The 16,714-nt window shown below is 67.2% G+C and carries 15 protein-coding genes; 10 read left to right on the plus strand and 5 right to left on the minus strand.

What is annotated here, in order from left to right; translation table 11 throughout:
• Positions 1 to 149 precede the first annotated feature (149 nt).
• Together EPN51_RS25625 and EPN51_RS25630 are read left to right on the plus strand one after the other, a co-directional pair.
• Positions 150 to 938, plus strand: coding sequence for a (2Z,6E)-farnesyl diphosphate synthase (locus EPN51_RS25625; protein WP_293048479.1), 789 nt, complete (start codon positions 150 to 152; stop codon positions 936 to 938).
• A 165-nt stretch (positions 939 to 1,103) separates the two neighbouring features.
• On the plus strand, positions 1,104 to 1,529 hold the full coding sequence (locus EPN51_RS25630) for a hypothetical protein (RefSeq protein WP_293048481.1): 426 nt from the start codon (positions 1,104 to 1,106) through the stop codon (positions 1,527 to 1,529).
• 6 nt (positions 1,530 to 1,535) lie between these two features.
• On the opposite strand, the gene coaA is transcribed toward EPN51_RS25630, so the two are convergent.
• A complete protein-coding gene (gene coaA, locus EPN51_RS25635) occupies positions 1,536 to 2,474 on the minus strand; it encodes a type I pantothenate kinase (RefSeq protein WP_293048483.1) in 939 nt (312 codons plus the stop codon).
• A 127-nt stretch (positions 2,475 to 2,601) separates the two neighbouring features.
• On the opposite strand from coaA, the gene glyA reads away from it, so the two are divergent.
• The 5 genes from glyA to EPN51_RS25660 all read left to right on the plus strand — a co-directional run bounded on the left by glyA (position 2,602) and on the right by EPN51_RS25660 (position 8,869).
• Positions 2,602 to 3,891: a serine hydroxymethyltransferase gene (gene glyA / locus EPN51_RS25640; RefSeq protein WP_293048549.1), complete on the plus strand. Its 1,290-nt coding sequence runs from the start codon at positions 2,602 to 2,604 to the stop codon at positions 3,889 to 3,891.
• Positions 3,892 to 4,010: 119 nt separating this feature from the next.
• Positions 4,011 to 4,838, plus strand: coding sequence for an acyl-ACP desaturase (locus EPN51_RS25645; protein ID WP_293048485.1), 828 nt, complete (start codon positions 4,011 to 4,013; stop codon positions 4,836 to 4,838).
• A gap of 246 nt (positions 4,839 to 5,084) precedes the next feature.
• Positions 5,085 to 6,386, plus strand: coding sequence for a PhoH family protein (locus EPN51_RS25650; protein ID WP_293048487.1), 1,302 nt, complete (start codon positions 5,085 to 5,087; stop codon positions 6,384 to 6,386).
• Positions 6,387 to 6,480: 94 nt separating this feature from the next.
• On the plus strand, positions 6,481 to 7,356 hold the full coding sequence (locus EPN51_RS25655; RefSeq protein ID WP_293048489.1) for a polysaccharide deacetylase family protein: 876 nt from the start codon (positions 6,481 to 6,483) through the stop codon (positions 7,354 to 7,356).
• Between the two features lie 49 nt (positions 7,357 to 7,405).
• Positions 7,406 to 8,869: an adenylate/guanylate cyclase domain-containing protein gene (locus tag EPN51_RS25660; protein WP_293048491.1), complete on the plus strand. Its 1,464-nt coding sequence runs from the start codon at positions 7,406 to 7,408 to the stop codon at positions 8,867 to 8,869.
• A 16-nt stretch (positions 8,870 to 8,885) separates the two neighbouring features.
• Here the strand turns inward: EPN51_RS25660 and EPN51_RS25665 are convergent, their stop codons facing one another.
• The 3 genes from EPN51_RS25665 to glpX are packed head-to-tail and all read right to left on the minus strand — an operon-like array spanning position 8,886 to position 12,471.
• Positions 8,886 to 9,872 (minus strand): hypothetical protein, encoded by a 987-nt coding sequence (locus EPN51_RS25665; RefSeq protein ID WP_293048493.1) that lies wholly within the window; start codon positions 9,870 to 9,872, stop codon positions 8,886 to 8,888.
• A gap of 49 nt (positions 9,873 to 9,921) precedes the next feature.
• Complete coding sequence (locus EPN51_RS25670; protein ID WP_293048495.1) at positions 9,922 to 11,349, minus strand: class II fumarate hydratase; 1,428 nt, start codon at positions 11,347 to 11,349, stop codon at positions 9,922 to 9,924.
• 42 nt (positions 11,350 to 11,391) lie between these two features.
• Positions 11,392 to 12,471 carry a class II fructose-bisphosphatase gene (glpX, locus tag EPN51_RS25675; protein ID WP_293048497.1) on the minus strand — a complete coding sequence of 360 codons (1,080 nt, stop codon included), beginning with the start codon at positions 12,469 to 12,471 and terminating at the stop codon, positions 11,392 to 11,394.
• Between the two features lie 55 nt (positions 12,472 to 12,526).
• On the opposite strand from glpX, the gene EPN51_RS25680 reads away from it, so the two are divergent.
• Genes EPN51_RS25680 through EPN51_RS25690 form a run of 3 tightly spaced genes read left to right on the plus strand, consistent with a single transcriptional unit; the run spans position 12,527 to position 15,593 of the window.
• Complete coding sequence (locus tag EPN51_RS25680) at positions 12,527 to 13,228, plus strand: DUF4245 domain-containing protein (protein WP_293048499.1); 702 nt, start codon at positions 12,527 to 12,529, stop codon at positions 13,226 to 13,228.
• 12 nt (positions 13,229 to 13,240) lie between these two features.
• The gene (locus tag EPN51_RS25685; RefSeq protein WP_293048501.1) at positions 13,241 to 14,038 is read left to right on the plus strand and encodes a dienelactone hydrolase family protein; all 798 of its coding nucleotides are present in this window, start codon (positions 13,241 to 13,243) and stop codon (positions 14,036 to 14,038) included.
• A 10-nt stretch (positions 14,039 to 14,048) separates the two neighbouring features.
• Positions 14,049 to 15,593 carry a carboxylesterase/lipase family protein gene (locus EPN51_RS25690; RefSeq protein ID WP_293048503.1) on the plus strand — a complete coding sequence of 515 codons (1,545 nt, stop codon included), beginning with the start codon at positions 14,049 to 14,051 and terminating at the stop codon, positions 15,591 to 15,593.
• On the opposite strand, the gene EPN51_RS25695 is transcribed toward EPN51_RS25690, so the two are convergent.
• Positions 15,590 to 16,702: an NAD-dependent epimerase/dehydratase family protein gene (locus EPN51_RS25695; RefSeq protein ID WP_293048505.1), complete on the minus strand. Its 1,113-nt coding sequence runs from the start codon at positions 16,700 to 16,702 to the stop codon at positions 15,590 to 15,592. The two genes, EPN51_RS25690 and EPN51_RS25695, sit on opposite strands and share 4 nt — an antisense overlap.
• Positions 16,703 to 16,714: the final 12 nt, after the last annotated feature.

The raw sequence follows: 16,714 nt of genomic DNA on the forward strand, positions 1-16,714 counted from the left end.
CTCCTGTGTTGTGTCTCGGCGGGCCGCGTGAGAGCCACAGTAGTCAGGGATGGTTACGGCGCAGTGTCGTCTTCTCAGGTGGCTTCTCATATGACCGCGCCGAAATTGCAACCCGGATTCCATCGCCGCTGGCAGTAGGGTGGGCGTTCGTGGAAATTATCCCGCCGCGACTCAAAGAGCCGCTGTATCGGATCTACGAGATGCGGCTGCGGCAGGGTCTGACCGCGTCCACGTCAGAACTGCCCCGCCACATCGCCGTGCTGTGCGACGGGAACCGGCGCTGGGCGCGCGACGCCGGATACGACGACGTGAGTTACGGCTACCGGATGGGTGCCCTCAAGATCGCCGAGATGCTGCGCTGGTGTCAGGAAGCCGGCATCGAAATGGCCACCGTTTACCTGCTTTCCACGGAAAACCTGCAGCGGGATCCCGAAGAGCTGGCCGGGCTCATCGAGATCATCACCGACGTCGTCGAGGAGATCTGCGCACCCGCCAATCGCTGGAGCGTGCGCACCGTCGGCGACCTCGAGCTGCTCGGCGAGCAACCGGCCCGCCGGCTGCGCGGGGCCGTGGAGTCCACACCGGTCGTGGCGCCCTTCCACGTCAACGTGGCCGTCGGCTACGGCGGCCGCCGAGAAATCGTCGACGCGGTGCGTTCGCTGTTGAGCAAGGAACTCGCCAACGGCGCGTCCGCCGAGGAGCTGATCGACGCGGTCACCGTCGATGCGATCTCGGAAAACCTCTACACGTCCGGTCAGCCCGATCCCGACCTGGTGATCCGCACGTCGGGCGAGCAGCGGCTGTCCGGTTTCCTGCTGTGGCAAAGCGCGTATTCCGAGATGTGGTTCACCGAAGCGCACTGGCCCGCGTTCCGCCGGGTCGACTTCCTGCGTGCGCTGCGTGACTACACCCAGCGGCATCGCCGCTACGGCAAGTAACCCGCCGAAGAAGCCGCGCACCGTTGCTCCTGTGACACCTGGGGCCGCTGAGCCCGCCTGACTGGCACGTGTCGAATATTTACCCGCCAACGGGAATAGCCGGGTGAATCACCTCGTCGTTGTATCCATGGCAAAAGCGGACCCGCCATCGCGAGGAGTAATCACATGATGTCTGTTTCTGGTGTATCCGGTCTCACCACGCGGCCCCTCTACGACTCGACCGACTCGCTGTTGCGTTTTGCCGTACGCGCCGACGCGACCTTGACGGGATTGTTCGGCTTGGTCGTCGCCTTCATTGCCGACCCGCTCTCGTCGCTGATCGGCCTGACGTCCTTCCAGGAATACGCGACGGGGGCCTTCTTCGTGTTCTACGGCCTCGTGGTGTTCAGCCTCGGGGCGATCCCGGACCTGCGCGGGGTCGGTATCGGCGTGATCGTCGCCAACGTGTTTTTCACCCTGGCCTCGATCGTGGCGGCCGAAGCGTTGCCGCTGACCGTCACCGGGGTCGCGCTGACGCTGGCCAGCGGTGCCTACGCGGCGGCGTTCGCGGGGTTGCAATACCTGGGAGTGCGCCGCCTCGAGAGGGAGTGATCGCGCCTAGAGTTTGCGCAGCCGCAGCCGGTTGATGGAGTGGTCGGCGTCCTTGCGCAGCACCAGTGTGGCGCGGGGCCGGGTGGGGAGAATGTTCTCGATCAGGTTGGGGCGGTTGATGGAGCGCCAGATCTCGCGGGCGGCGGCGACCGCCTTGGTGTCGTTGAGCGGCGCGTAGTGGTGGAAGTGGGATTCGGGATCGGCGAAGGCCGTGCTGCGCATGGCCAGGAACCGCGATATGTACCACTGCTCGATGTCTTCGATCCGCGCGTCCACGTAAACGCCGAAGTCGAACAGGTCCGACACCATCAGGGTCGGACCGGTCTGCAAAACGTTGAGACCCTCCAGGATCAAGATGTCGGGGTGACGGACCACATGCTTGGCCCCGGGGATCACGTCGTATTTCAAATGGGAATACACGGGCGCGCACGCGTAGTCCGAGCCTGACTTGACCGAGGTCACGAACCGCATCAGCGCCCGGCGGTTATAGCTTTCCGGAAACCCTTTGCGATGCATCAGGTTTCGTCGATCCAGCTCGGCGTTCGGGTACAGGAAGCCGTCGGTGGTCACCAGGTCCACCCGGGGGTGGTGGTCCCAGCGGGCCAGCAGCGCCTGCAGCACGCGGGCGGTCGTCGACTTGCCGACGGCCACGCTGCCGGCGACCCCGATGATGAACGGCACGGGCCGGTCCGGGTTTTGCTGCGGTTCGCCCAGGAATTCGGCGGTGGCGGCGAACAACCCCTGGCGGGCCGCGACCTGAAGGTGGATCAGCCGGGCCAGCGGCAGGTAAACCTCTTCGACTTCGAGCAGGTTGATTTGTTCACCCAGACCGCGCAGGCCGACCAGTTCCTCTTCGGTGAGGGCCAGCGGCGTCGACATACGAAGCGCACGCCATTGCTTTCGGTCGAACTCCACATATGGGCTCGGCTCGCTAAGCCGCGGCATAGTGCAAGTGTCGCAGGAGCGTCCACGCGCCCGACGCGTGGGCTGGTGAAAAGTTGGCGCTGGATAGACTGGCGCGGTGACTGCTGCACCTGACGCCCGCCCTGTTGACCCCGACACGGCGTCCGTGATGGCCGCTTCGCTGGCCGACGTCGACCCGGATATCGCCGAACTGCTCGGCAAAGAGCTCGGCCGGCAACGCGACACGCTCGAGATGATCGCGTCGGAGAACTTCGTGCCGCGCGCGGTGCTGCAAGCGCAGGGCAGCGTGCTGACCAACAAGTACGCCGAGGGCCTGCCGGGGCGCCGCTACTACGGCGGCTGCGAATACGTCGACGTCGTGGAGAACATCGCCCGCGACCGGGCCAAGGCGCTTTTCGGCGCCGACTTCGCCAACGTGCAGCCGCATTCGGGCGCCCAGGCCAACGCCGCCGTGCTGCACGCGCTGATGACGCCGGGGGAGCGGCTGCTGGGTCTGGACCTGGCCAACGGTGGTCACCTGACGCACGGCATGAAGCTGAACTTCTCCGGCAAGCTCTACGAGAACGGCTTCTACGGCGTCGATCCGACGACGCATCTCGTCGACATGGACGCGGTGCGCGCAAAGGCGCTGGAGTTCCGTCCGAAGGTGATCATCGCCGGCTGGTCGGCCTACCCGCGGATTCTCGACTTCGCAGCGTTCGCCTCGATCGCCGACGAGGTCGACGCCAAGCTCTGGGTGGACATGGCGCACTTCGCGGGCCTCGTCGCCGCCGGGTTGCACCCGTCGCCGGTGCGGCACGCCGACGTCGTGTCGACCACCATCCACAAGACTCTCGGCGGCGGCCGCTCGGGCATGATCCTCGGCAAGCAGGAGTACGCCAAGGCGATCAACTCGGCGGTGTTCCCGGGCCAGCAGGGCGGCCCGCTCATGCACGTCATCGCGGGCAAGGCCGTCGCGCTGAAGATCGCGGGCACCCCCGAATTCGCCGAGCGGCAGCGGCGCACCCTGTCCGGCGCCCGCGTCCTCGCCGACCGGCTGCTGGCCGCCGATGTCGCGAAGGCCGGAGTGTCGGTGGTCAGCGGCGGCACGGACGTCCACCTGGTGCTCGTGGACCTGCGCAACTCCCCGCTCGACGGGCAGGCCGCCGAGGACCTGCTGCACGAGGTCGGCATCACCGTCAACCGCAACGCCGTGCCGAACGACCCGCGCCCGCCGATGGTCACGTCGGGTCTGCGGATCGGGACGCCTGCCCTGGCGACCCGCGGCTTCGGCGACGCCGAGTTCAGCGAGGTTGCCGACGTCATCGCCACCGCGCTGGCGGCCGGCACCGCGGCCTCCGAAGGGCAAGTGTCGGGCCTGCGGCAGCGCGTGACGCGGCTGGCGCAGGAGTTTCCGCTGTACGAGGGCCTCGAAGACTGGGCGCTGGTCGGCCGCTGACCCGGCGTCGACACGGGTCAGACGGCCCGGCCGGGCGGGTTTGAGGACCAAAGTCACCAGTTGCGGCGACACGGCCCCGGCGATTTCATGAACCTGTGTACGCGGGTTACAGTTATCTCATGGCACAGAGACCTGTAGCTAACGCGCTGACCCTGGAACTCGAGCCGGTCGTCGAAGCAAACATCGACCGCCACCTGTCCACCGAAGAACTCTGGTTCGCGCACGACTATGTGCCGTTCGAACGGGGCGAGAACTTCGCGTTCCTGGGCGGACGAGACTGGGACCCGTCGTCGATGACGTTGCCGAGGCCCTTGACGGACGCCTGCGAGATCATGCTGCTGCTCAAGGACAACCTGGCCGCGCACCACCGCGAGCTGGTCGAGCACTTCATCCTGGAGGAGTACTGGGGACGCTGGCTGGGCCGGTGGACCGCCGAGGAACACCTGCACGCCATCGCGCTGCGCGAATACCTGGTGGTGACTCGGGAGGTCGACCCGACCGCCAACGAAGAGGCCCGCGTCCAGTACGTGATGAAGGGCTACCGCGCCGACACCTACTCGCAGGTGGAAACCCTGGTGCACATGGCGCTGGCCGAACGCACCCACGCGGTGTTCTGCGAGAACCTGGCCGCCAAGCTGGAGGAGCCCATCCTGGCCGGCCTCGTCGACCGGATCGCGAGGGACGAGCGGCGCCACGAGGTGTTCTTCTCCAACCTCGTCGCGCACTGCCTGGAATACACCCGCGACGAGACGATCGCGGCGATCGCCGCCCGCGCGGCCGACCTGGAGGTGCCCGGCGCCGACATCGACGCCTACCGGGACAAGGTGCAGAACGTCGCCGGGGCAGGCATTTTCGGTCCGGAGCAGCTGCGGCAGGCGATCTCCGACCGCATCACCGCATGGGGGCTCGCGGACGAGCCCGCACTGCGGCAATTCGCCGTCGGCTGAACCGGCCGGTACCTCGCCACTTTCGCCGCCCCCGGGGTGGTCGCGGCGTGTCATGTCGGCGCGCCTGCACAGCGGGCACGCGGCCACGGGAGTAGCGTCGTTCTCGATGGTCAGCGTCATGCTTTGCTGCCAGGGCGGCACCTCCCGTCATCACAACGGAAGGACCGGCCCCGGTCCTGGTGCTGCGGTTCCCGTCGACATGCCTGTGCGGGTCCGCGCGGGCTCATCCCGCTCGAGGAGCGCTACGTGACCGATATCCGGACCTACGTGATCGACACTTCCGTGCTGCTGTCCGACCCCTGGGCGTGCAGCCGGTTCGCCGAACACGAGGTGGTTGTTCCGCTGGTGGTGATCAGCGAACTGGAGGCCAAACGCCACCATCACGAGCTGGGGTGGTTCGCCCGCCAGGCGTTGCGTCTGTTCGACGACCTTCGGCTCATGCACAGCCGCCTGGATCAACCCATTCCCGTTGGGACACAAGGCGGTACGCTCCATGTCGAACTCAACCATACGGACCCGGCGGTGCTGCCCGCCGGCTTCCGTAGTGACAACAACGACTGCCGGATCCTGAGTTGCGCCGCCAACCTTGCCGCCGAAGGCAAGCGAGTCACGTTGGTCAGCAAGGATATTCCGCTTCGGGTCAAGGCCGCCGCGGTGGGGCTGGCCGCGGACGAGTACCACGCGCAAGACGTCGTCGCCTCCGGGTGGTCGGGGATGCGCGAGATGGAGACTGCCACCGACGATATCGACGCGCTGTTCACCGACGGCGAGGTCGATCTGGCCGAGGCGCGAGACCTGCCCTGCCACACCGGTATTCGGCTGCTCGGCGGTAGCTCACACGCGCTGGGCAGGGTCAACGCGGATAAGCGTGTCCAGCTGGTCCGTGGTGACCGCGAAGTGTTCGGATTGCGCGGGCGTTCCGCCGAACAACGGGTGGCCCTGGACCTGCTGCTCGATGAGTCCGTCGGCATCGTGTCGCTGGGCGGCAAAGCCGGCACCGGCAAGTCGGCCCTGGCGTTGTGCGCCGGCCTGGAGGCCGTGCTGGAGCGGCGGACCCAGCGCAAGGTGGTGGTCTTCCGCCCGCTGTACGCCGTCGGCGGCCAGGAGCTGGGCTACCTGCCCGGCAGCGAGAGCGAAAAGATGGGCCCGTGGGCGCAGGCCGTTTTCGACACCCTCGAGGGTCTGGCCAGCCCGGCGGTGCTGGAGGAAGTGCTGTCCCGGGGCATGCTCGAAGTGCTGCCGTTGACCCACATCCGGGGACGGTCGCTGCACGACTCGTTCGTCATCGTCGATGAGGCGCAGTCGCTGGAGCGCAACGTGTTACTCACCGTGCTCTCCCGGTTGGGTACCGGGTCGCGGGTCGTCCTGACCCACGACATCGCCCAGCGCGACAACTTGCGGGTGGGCCGCCATGACGGGGTCGCGGCGGTGATCGAAAAGCTGAAGGGCCATCCGCTGTTCGCCCACATCACCTTGCTACGCAGCGAGCGATCGCCGATCGCCGCGCTGGTCACCGAGATGCTCGAGGAGATCGCCGGGCCGCACTGACGGCGCTTCGCCCGGCCGCGAAACTTTATTCCGCGACACCTGCACTCGCGAAACGTGTCGCTAGTTGCAGTCTCGCGGTGAGTAGGATTTCACCGTGGCGAAACGACCCGACACTTTGGCCTGGCGCTACTGGCGCACGCTGGCCGGTGTGGTGGCGGCCGTCGCGGTCCTGGTGATCGGCGGGCTGACCGGTCATGTGACGCGCGCCGACGACCTCAATTGCTCGGTCATCAAATGCGTCGCTTTGACGTTCGACGACGGGCCCGGCCCCTTCGACGAGCGGCTGTTGCACGTCCTGAAGGACAACGACGCGAAGGCCACGTTCTTCCTGATCGGCAACAAGGTGGCCGCCGACCCGGCCGGCGCCAAGCGCATCGCCGACGCGGGGATGGAAATCGGCAACCACACCTGGGAACACCCCAACATGACCACCATCCCGCGGGAGGATATTGCCGGGCAGTTCCGGAAGGCAAACGACGCGATCACCGCCGCGACCGGCCGCACGCCGACGTTGTACCGGCCCGCGGGCGGACTGTCCGACCCGGCCGTGCGCCAGACCGCCGGCCAATACGGGCTGGCCGAAATCCTTTGGGATGTCATCCCTTTCGATTGGGCCAACGACTCGAACACCGCGGCGACGCGAAGCATGCTGATGACCTACATCAAGCCCGGCTCAGTGGTGTTGTTCCATGACACCTACTCGAGCACCGTCGATCTGGTGTATCAATTCATCCCGGTGCTCAAGGCCAACGGCTACCGGTTGGTGACGGTCAGCGATCTGCTCGGCCAGCGCGCGCCCGGCAGCAGTTACGGAGGCCGGGAGAACGGGCCACCCGTCAACGGTCTGCGCGACATCCCCGCCGGCGATATTCCCACGCTGCCCGACACGCCCTCCCCGAAGCCGATGCCCAACTTCCCGATCACCGACATCCCCGGGCAGAACTCCGGCGGGCCGAACAACGGTGCCTGAAGCAAGTTTGGAGCCCGCCACGCAAGGACGAAAGTCCGCTCGGCGGTGGATGTTTCACTATGGGCTCGACCTGAGTCTGTCTTACGTTCTGGCCGTCGTCGAGGCTGCCGCCATCTTGATCCCATTGCGCGGCAACACCTCCGTCGGGGCCAATGCCGACTTCGCGCGGCACAGCACGGTGCCGGTGGTGCTGCTCGTCGTGCTGGGCATCATCGGCGTCTCGGTGGCCGGCGCCCTGAGCCTGGCTCCCACGCTGCGTTGGTTTGTGGCAGGAGACGAACCGACACCCGAACAACGCGACGCCGTGATGACGCTGGCCGGACGCCAGTCGGCGATCCTGGTGACGGCCTGGGCGCTCAGCGGTGGGATCTTCATCCTGCTGAATCTGGGTGGTGGGACCCGGCTCCTGCTGCCGCTGGTGCTCGGCGTGGTGCTGGGCGGCTCGGCCGCCGCCGGCACGGGGATGGTGCTCGCGCAGCGCACCCTGCGGCCCATCATGCGTGCCGCCACGCTGGGCGCCGAGCCGCGACTGGCCGTGCCGAGCGTGTACACGCGACTGGTTCTGCTGTGGTTTCTGTGCAGCGCGTTTCCCATCGTGGTCATCGCGACCCTGGTGGTTCTCCGCTCGTACGGGTGGCTGATCGAGAAGTCCGCGTCGTTGGACGTGCCGATCCTGGTGATATCGCTGGCGGCGCTGGTGCTGGGACTGCCGACGATGATCCTGACGTCGCGGTCCATCTCGGACCCGATCGGGGAGGTCGTCGACGCCATGGCCGAGGTCGAGCATGGCCGCATGGAAACGTACGTCGGCGTCTACGAGCGTTCCCAAATCGGGCGGCTGCAAACAGGATTCAACCGAATGGTGGTCGGACTCGCCGAGCGCGACCGGTTGCGTGATCTGTTCGGGCGCCATGTCGGAGCCGACGTCGCGCAGCGCGCCGTCCAAGAGGGCGCATCGCTGTCGGGCGATGTGGTCGAAGCGGCCGTGCTCTTCATTGACCTGGTGGGCTCCACCCAGCTCGCGGAAAGCCATCACCCGCAAGAGGTTGCCGCGGTACTCAACGACTTCTTCCGGATCGTCGTCAACGCCGTCGACGAACACCAAGGGCTGATCAACAAATTCGCCGGCGATGCCGCGCTGGCCGTCTTCGGGGTGCCGCTGCCGACGAGCGAGCCGGCATCGTCGGCCTTGGCGACGGCCCGCGCGCTGGCCACCCAACTGCGGCGGTTACCAGTCGATTTCGGTATCGGCGTTTCCGCGGGGCGTGTTTTCGCCGGCAACGTCGGCGCCGAAAACCGGTACGAATACACCGTGATCGGCGACGCCGTCAACGAAGCCGCACGGCTGGCCGACCTCGCCAAGACTTCCGACCGGCGAATCCTGTGTTCGGCGGCCGCCATCGATGCGGCCGCCGAGGCCGAACGCGGGCACTGGGCCGAATGCTATTCCACGGTCCTGCGTGGGCGATCCGAGACCACCCACGTCTGCGCGCCGACCGGCCCGGCCGGTTAGGCCGATTCGGGTCGCGTCAGGATTTCGCGACCTTCAGCGCGGCGATGATCTTGCCGACGAGGTCCGCCGAGGCGGTGTCGCCGATGGGTGTGCTGCCGATGAAGACGGTGACCGGTTTGGTGTCGACCGCGATGATGCTGACCGAGTCGCCTTTGACGTTGCGGGTGGGGTCGGCGATCGTGACGTCGGCGTCGGCCCGCACCGCCTTGGTCCCGTCGACGGTGAGCGACGAGGTCTTGACCGGTCCCAGCGTGGGCGTCGCGTTCGCATACCCGGGCCCGTTGACCACGCACTGCATCAGCTTCGTGGCTTGCGCCGAGAGGTCCATGCTGGCAACGAAATTGGTGACGCCGACCTCGGCCGTCATCATCCACTGATTCGCCCCGGGCACGTCCTGGGCGACGCCGAGCCCGCCGATCAGGTTGGGGCCCTGGTCATCGGAGAACACCGTCCACGCGGGGGGCGCCGCGCCGGCCGGGAACGAGAGCTTGCCGGCGGCGATGGACTGGGTCCGGGGCATCTCACCGCCGGACACGTTCGGCGTGCAATCGGTGGCGTTCTGCGCCGAATTCTTCGGTTGCGAGACCGAGGTGCTCGTGGACGGGGGCGCGGCGCTCGACGGCTTGTTGCCGTGGCCGCCCTTCATCACCACGAGCGTCGCCACCAGCGCGATCACGGCCAGCGCGACCAGGCCGGCAACGATCAGCCAGGGCAGCTTCGAGCCGCCGGGGGGCGGGCCCGGCGGGTAGGGTCCGCCGGGCGGAAACGGTTGTCCCGGTTGGGCATACTGCGGCGGCTGGTACGGATTGGCCGCGGGAGCACCCGGCGGATACGGGTACTGCCCGCCGGGCGGGTAAGCGTACGGACCGCCCTGCGGGTACGGCCCCTGCGGATAGGGGCCGGGGCCGCCGGCTTGCGGCTGGGCGCCCCAATTCGGGTCCTGCCCATACGGATTGCTTCCGTAAGGCCCCTGACCGTAGGGGCCGCCGGGAGGAGCCGTCATGGAAACCACCCTTACTCTCATCGACCACCGTCACCGCATGACGGCCGGCCTAGTCTTGCGGCTTGACCTCTTCTTGTACGCGGGCCATGGCCAGCACGTCGAGCCGGCGGTCGAGCTCCTCGATCGACAGCTTGTCGCCGATCAGGCCGCGGTCGATGACGGTCTGCCGAATCGTCTTGCGCTCCTTGAGGGCTTGCTTGGCCACCGCGGCGGCCTCCTCGTACCCGATCGCCGAGTTCAGCGGCGTCACAATGGACGGCGACGATTCGGCGAGCTCCCGCAGGTGCTCCACATTGGCCGCCAGTCCGCTGATGCAGCGCTCCGCGAACAGCTTCGACACGTTGGTCAGCAGCTTGAAGGACTCGAGGATGTTGCGGGCCATCATCGGGATGTACACGTTGAGCTCGAAGGCGCCGGACAAGCCGCCGACGGCCACCGCGGCGTCGTTGCCGATGACCTGCGCGGCGACCTGCGTAACCGCCTCCGGGAGAACGGGATTCACCTTGCCCGGCATGATCGAGCTGCCCGGTTGCAGGTCGGGCAGTGCGATCTCGGCCAGGCCGGTCAGCGGGCCCGACCCCATCCAGCGGACGTCGTTGGCGATCTTGGTCAATGACACCGCGATGGTGCGTAGCGCGCCGGAGGCTTCGACCAGCCCGTCGCGCGCCGCCTGGGCCTCGAATGAGTTTGCCGCCGTGCGCAATTCACTCAGGCCGGTGGAGGCGATCAACGTTTCGACCACCTTGGCGCCGAAGCCGTCGGGAGCGTTCAGACCGGTGCCGACCGCGGTCCCGCCGATCGCCAGCTCACCCAGCCGGGGCAGTGTCGCGCGCACCCGCTCGATGCCCGCCTCGATCTGGCGGGCGTACCCGCTGAATTCCTGACCGAGCGTCACCGGAACGGCGTCCATGAGGTGGGTGCGGCCCGACTTGACCACGGTGCGCCATTCGCGGGCCTTGCCCGCCAGCGCTTCGTGCAGCACCTCGAGCGCCGGGATGAGGTGACGCACGGCGGCCTCGGTGGCCGCGATGTGGGTTGCGGTGGGGAAGGTGTCATTCGACGACTGGGACATGTTGACGTCGTCGTTGGGGTGCACCGTGACGCCGCCCCGGGCCGCGATACCGGCGATCACCTCGTTGGCGTTCATGTTGGAGCTGGTACCCGAACCGGTCTGGAAGACGTCGATGGGGAACTGGTCGTCGTGCTGGCCGTCGGCGATCTCGGCGGCCGCGGCGATGATCGCATCGGCCTTTTCCGGTGCCAGCAGCCCGAGGTCCTTGTTGACCTGCGCGCAGGCGCCCTTCAGCAGGCCCAATGCGCGGATCTGGGTGCGTTCCAGGCCCCGGCCCGAGATCGGAAAATTCTCGACCGCACGCTGGGTTTGCGCGCGCCACAACGCTTTTGCGGGCACCCGGACCTCGCCCATGGTGTCGTGCTCGATGCGGTACTCGGTCTCATCAGAGCTGTTAGAGGCCATAGATTGGTCTTCCTCGTTCTTCGATGTTCTTCGATCTGGTGGTCAGGGCAGCGGATACGCGGCGGAACTGTCGCCGGTGAAGTCGATGGCGGAGTATTCGTTGAGTTTCGAAAGCCGGTGGTAGGCCTCGATCATCCGGACGGTGCCCGACTTCGACCGCATGACGATCGACTGGGTGGTGCAGCCACCGGGGTAGTACTGCACGCCCTTGAGCAGGTCACCGTTGGTGACCCCGGTGGCGCAGAAGAAGACGTTCTCACCGGACACGAGGTCCTCGGTGGTCAGGATCCGGTCGAGGTCATAGCCGGCGTCGATGGCCTTTTGGCGTTCGTCGTCGTCCGTGGGCGCCAACTGCGCCTGGATGGCGCCACCCATGCACCGGATCGCGGCGGCGGCGATGATGCCTTCCGGGGTGCCGCCGATCCCGGCCAGCATGTCGGTGCCCGAGTGCGGCCGGCAGGCCGAGATCGCGCCGGCGACGTCGCCGTCGGTGATCAGCCGGATGCGGGCGCCGGTGGCCCGGACGTCTTCGATCAGCTGGGCATGCCGCGGCCGGTCCAGGATGCACACGGTCATGTCGCGCACCGACAGCGCCTTCACCGTGGCGACGGCCTTGATGTTCTCGGCGATGGGCGCGGTGATGTCGAGCACGTGCGCGGCCTCCGGGCCGACGGCGATCTTGTTCATGTAGAACACCGCCGACGGGTCGAACATCGCGCCGCGGTCGGCCACCGCGAGCACGGAGATGGCGTTGGGCATGCCCTTGCTCATCAGCGTGGTGCCGTCGATCGGGTCGACGGCGAAGTCGCACTCCGCACCGTCGCCGTTGCCGACGTGCTCACCGTTATAGAGCATCGGCGCGTGGTCCTTCTCACCCTCACCGATGACCACCACGCCGCGCATCGACACCGAGTTGACCAGCTCGCGCATCGCATCGACGGCTGCCCCGTCACCGCCCTCTTTGTCACCGCGGCCGACCCAGCGGCCGGCGGCCATGGCGCCGGCCTCGGTGACGCGGACCAGCTCCAAAGCCAGGTTGCGGTCTGGAGCCTCACCGCGCGGCCGCCCCTGCGCTGCGGCTCGGCCGTTGGCGGTGGACGAGCGGTCGCCCTCAACTGTCATGGTTGGTGATTGTCCCAGAAGCGGATCGGTCCGCTGGAACTGGGATACTCGGGGGATGACCGAGAAGCCGCCGCTGAACGCCAGCTCGGACGGCTGTCTCGCCGGCGAGCCGGCCCCGGCCGCCGGGCCCGCTCCCAGGCCGGCGAAGCCGCGGCTGCTGCAGGACGGCCGGGACATGTTCTGGTCCCTGATTCCGCTGGTAATCGGCTGCGTGGTGCTGGCCGGCCTGCTGGGCATGTGTTCGTTTCAGGTGGGCAACCACCAGGGCGCCGTCCCGTCCTATGACGCGGCGACGGCCCTGCGGGCGGACGCGTCGACGTTCGGCTTTCCTATCCGCCAACCGCAGCTGCCCCACGGCTGGCAGGCCAACTCCGGGCACCGTGGCGGTATCCCCAACGGGCGAACCGACCCCTCGACCGGTCAACGCCTGAACGCGCAAACGTCGATGGTCGGCTACATCAGTCCGAGCGGAATGTATCTGAGCCTGACCCAGAGCAACGCCGACGAGGACAAACTGATCAATTCGATTCATCCGTCGGCGTACCCGACCGGTGCGGTCGACGTCGACGGGACCAATTGGGTCGTCTATCAGGGTTCCGGCCAAAGCGGCGCGGATGCCGAGGCGGTGTGGACGACCCGGCTCAGCGGCCCGGGAGGCGCCACACAGATTGCGATAACCGGCGCCGGAAACAGCGATCAGTTTCGTACGCTGGCGTCGGCGACGCAGTCGCAACCGCCGTTGCCGGCAAGCCGATAGGAGGGGACTCGTGTGAGCGCACCAGAGGCCGATCTGTCCGGATGGTCGGCGGCGCCGTTCAGCGGCGGCGGCTATACCCACGACGTCTACCGCAAGGGCGCCGGCCCCGGCGTGGTGCTGATCCCCGAGATCCCCGGCATCCACCCCGGCGTGCTGGGGCTGGGTAATCACCTGGTGGACAACGGTTTCACCGTCGCCATGCCGTCATTGTTCGGTGATCCGGGCAGGGCCAAGACGGCCGGTTACCTCATCGGTGCCATCGGACGAGCCTGCGTGACAAGGGAATTCGCGGCGTTGGCGCTGAATAAGCAGCGACCGGTGGCGGGGTTCCTGCGTGCGCTGGCGCGTGACCTCAATGCCTGCACGCCGGGTAGAGGTGTCGGCGTGATCGGCCAGTGTTTCACCGGCGGATTCGCGTTGGCGGCCGCGGTCGACGACAGCGTGCTGGCGCCGGTGCTTTCTCAGCCATCGGTCCCGTTCCCGCTCGGCGCCGCGCGGCGCCGCGACCCAGGCTTGAGCGAGTCCGAGCTGACCACCGTGGCCGACCGCTGCGCCAACGACGGCTTGTGCGCCATGGGATTGCGGTTCAGCGAGGACAAGATGGCGCCCGGCGAACGGTTCGCGACCCTCAAGGAGCGCCTGGGCGACGCGTTCGAGGTCATCGACATCGATTCGAGCCCGGGCAATGAACACGGCTTCGGCAAGATGGCGCATTCGGTGCTCACCGATGAGGTCCGCGAGGTCGACGGCCAGCCCGCCTACGAGGCCCGCAAACGGGTAGTCGAATTTCTCACCGAGCGGCTCACCTAGGAAGCCCCGCATGGCGACCGACGACCTGGTGGTGGAAACCTGCTACGGCCCCGTCCGTGGCGTCGACGAGGGCCGCGTCAGGGTGTGGAAGGGCATTCGATACGCGGCGGCCCCGGTGGGCGACCTACGTTTCCGGGCGCCGCAACCGCCCGAGCGCTGGACTGGTGTCGCCGACGCCACCGCGTTCGGACCCGCCTGCCCACAACCGGTATTTCCCAACATGCCACTGGATTTGGGTGCGCCGCAGGGCGAGGACTGCTTGCGACTCAACGTCTGGGCATCCTGTGACACCCGGCCCGGTGACGCCAAACCGGTGCTGGTCTGGCTGCACGGCGGTGCCTACGTCCTGGGGTCGAGCAGCCAGACCCTCTATGACGGCCGCAGGTTGGTCGGCCACGGCGATGTCGTCGTGGTGACGGTCAACTATCGGCTCGGGGTGCTCGGCTTCCTCGACCTGTCGTCGTTCGACACCGCGGGGCGACATTTCGACTCGAACGTCGGGCTGCGCGACGCGCTGGCGGCATTGGAGTGGGTGCGCGACAACGTCGCTACCTTCGGCGGCGATCCGCAACGGGTGACGCTGTTCGGTGAATCCGCCGGGGCGGGGATCGTCACCACGCTGCTGGCCAGCCCGGCGGCAACGGGCTTGTTCACCGGCGCGATCGCGCAGAGCTCGCCGGCCACCTCGGTGTACGACCGCGACCGTGCGCACCGGGTTGCCGAAGCCTTCCTTGACAAGCTGGGAATCGCCCCGTTCCAGTCGCAACGGCTGGTCGACATGCCGATGGCGGGGATACTGGCCGCCTCGCAAGAGGTGTTCGACGAAGTGCCGGTGCGCAATCCGGGAACGCTGGCGTTCGTGCCGATCGTCGACGGTGACGTGCTGGGCGACTATCCGGTCAAGCTGGCGCAAGGGGGCCGCACCCATCCGGTCCCGCTCATCATCGGCACCAACAAACACGAGGCGGCACTCTTCCGGCTGATGCGCTCGCCGCTGATGCCGATCACCCCGAGCGCGATCACGTCGATGTTCAACCAGATCGCCGCCGAACAACCCGATTTGCAGTTGCCCACCCAGGACGAGATCGGCTCGGCATATTCGCGGTTGCGGCGCAAGGCAAGGAGTTTGAGCATCGCGACCGACGTCGGCTTCCGGATGCCGTCGGTGTGGCTCGCGGAAGGGCACAGCCGCGTGGCGCCGGTGTACCTGTACCGATTCGATTACTCGACCCCGTTGTTGAAACTGCTGATGGTCAGGGCCGCGCATGCCACCGAATTGCCGTACGTCTGGGGCAATCTCGGTGCCCCCAAGGATCCCACGCTGAAGCTCGGTGGCACCAGAACCGCCAAGGCGGTATCCAAGAGGGTGCGTACCCGATGGATCAACTTCGCCGCGCACGCCAAGCCCGCGGGCCCCGCCGGCGAGCCGGAATGGTCGCCGTACCGGGCGAACGATCGTGCCTGCCTGGTCATCGACAAAAATGACGCCCTCGCGCATGACGTCGACGCGAACATCCGCGCCGCATGGGGCAGCGAGATGGTGAGCTTCCGCTAGACGGATGCCGTGGACGTCACCATTTCTCGCTTCATCTGCTCGAACATGCCGACGTAGTACGGCAGGCATTCCGACAGCGCCTGCTCCGTAGTGAACAGGGGCCGATAACCAAGATCGCGAGACGCCTTGGCGATCGAGAAGAAGTTGTCCAGATACAGCCGCTCGACGGCGAGCGGCTCGAGCAGTGGCGCCGGTATCCCGAACCGGAAATGCAGCCGCTGCCAACCCGTCATCGCCGCGCGCACAATCGGTCCGTTCACCCGGACCCGGGGCCAATTCTCGCCGCAGGCTTCGATCACCGGCCGGGCGAACTCGAACATGTTGATCGGCTCGGCGTCGTTGACGAAATACGCCTGACCGGGTGCTGTGCCGCCCGGCGCCAGGTGCTGGGCCGCCAGGATGAAACCGTGAATCAGGTTGTGCACGTAGGAGTTGTCCAACCGGGCCGATTTCCGGCCGATCAACACCTTGACGTGACCGGCGATCACGCTTTCGAACAGCTTGCGGAACATCGTCTGGTCGCCCCGGCCCCAAATGCCGCTGGGCCGGATCGCACACGTCAGCAGGCCGGCCCCACCATTCGGGGAGTCGTTGTGGCCCAGTACGAATCGCTCGGCGATCACTTTGGTCTCGGTGTAGAGATCGTTGAACCGGCCGGTGTAGGGCAGCGTCTCGTCACCGCCGGCGATGTTCTGGCCGCCCATCACGACGCTGTTCGACGAGGTGTAGACGAAGCGCTGTACCCCGGCCGCCTGCCCGGCGCGGACCAGGTTCTCGGTGCCCCCGACGTTGACCGCGAAGCTGCGCTGCCGGTACTCCTCGGTCACCGACGCGCCACCCATCAGGTCGATGATCGCGGCGGTGTGGAAGACCGTGTCGATGCCCTCGACCGCTTGGGCGCACACGGCCGCGTCGGTGACGTCCCCCTGCAGCACCTCCAGCTGCGGATGCTGCGGCAGCGGAGACGGGACGCGGTCGAACGAGCGGACCCGATACCCGCGGTCGAGCAGGGTGGTCACCAGGTTGGCGCCGACGAATCCGGAACCCCCGGTGACCAGGACGCGGCCGAGTTCAACCGTCAGTGATGCATCACCCATGCGTGAAATCATAACTGAAACGTG

It is taken from the genome of Mycobacterium sp. (genome assembly GCF_004298145.1).
Lineage (GTDB): Bacteria > Actinomycetota > Actinomycetes > Mycobacteriales > Mycobacteriaceae > Mycobacterium.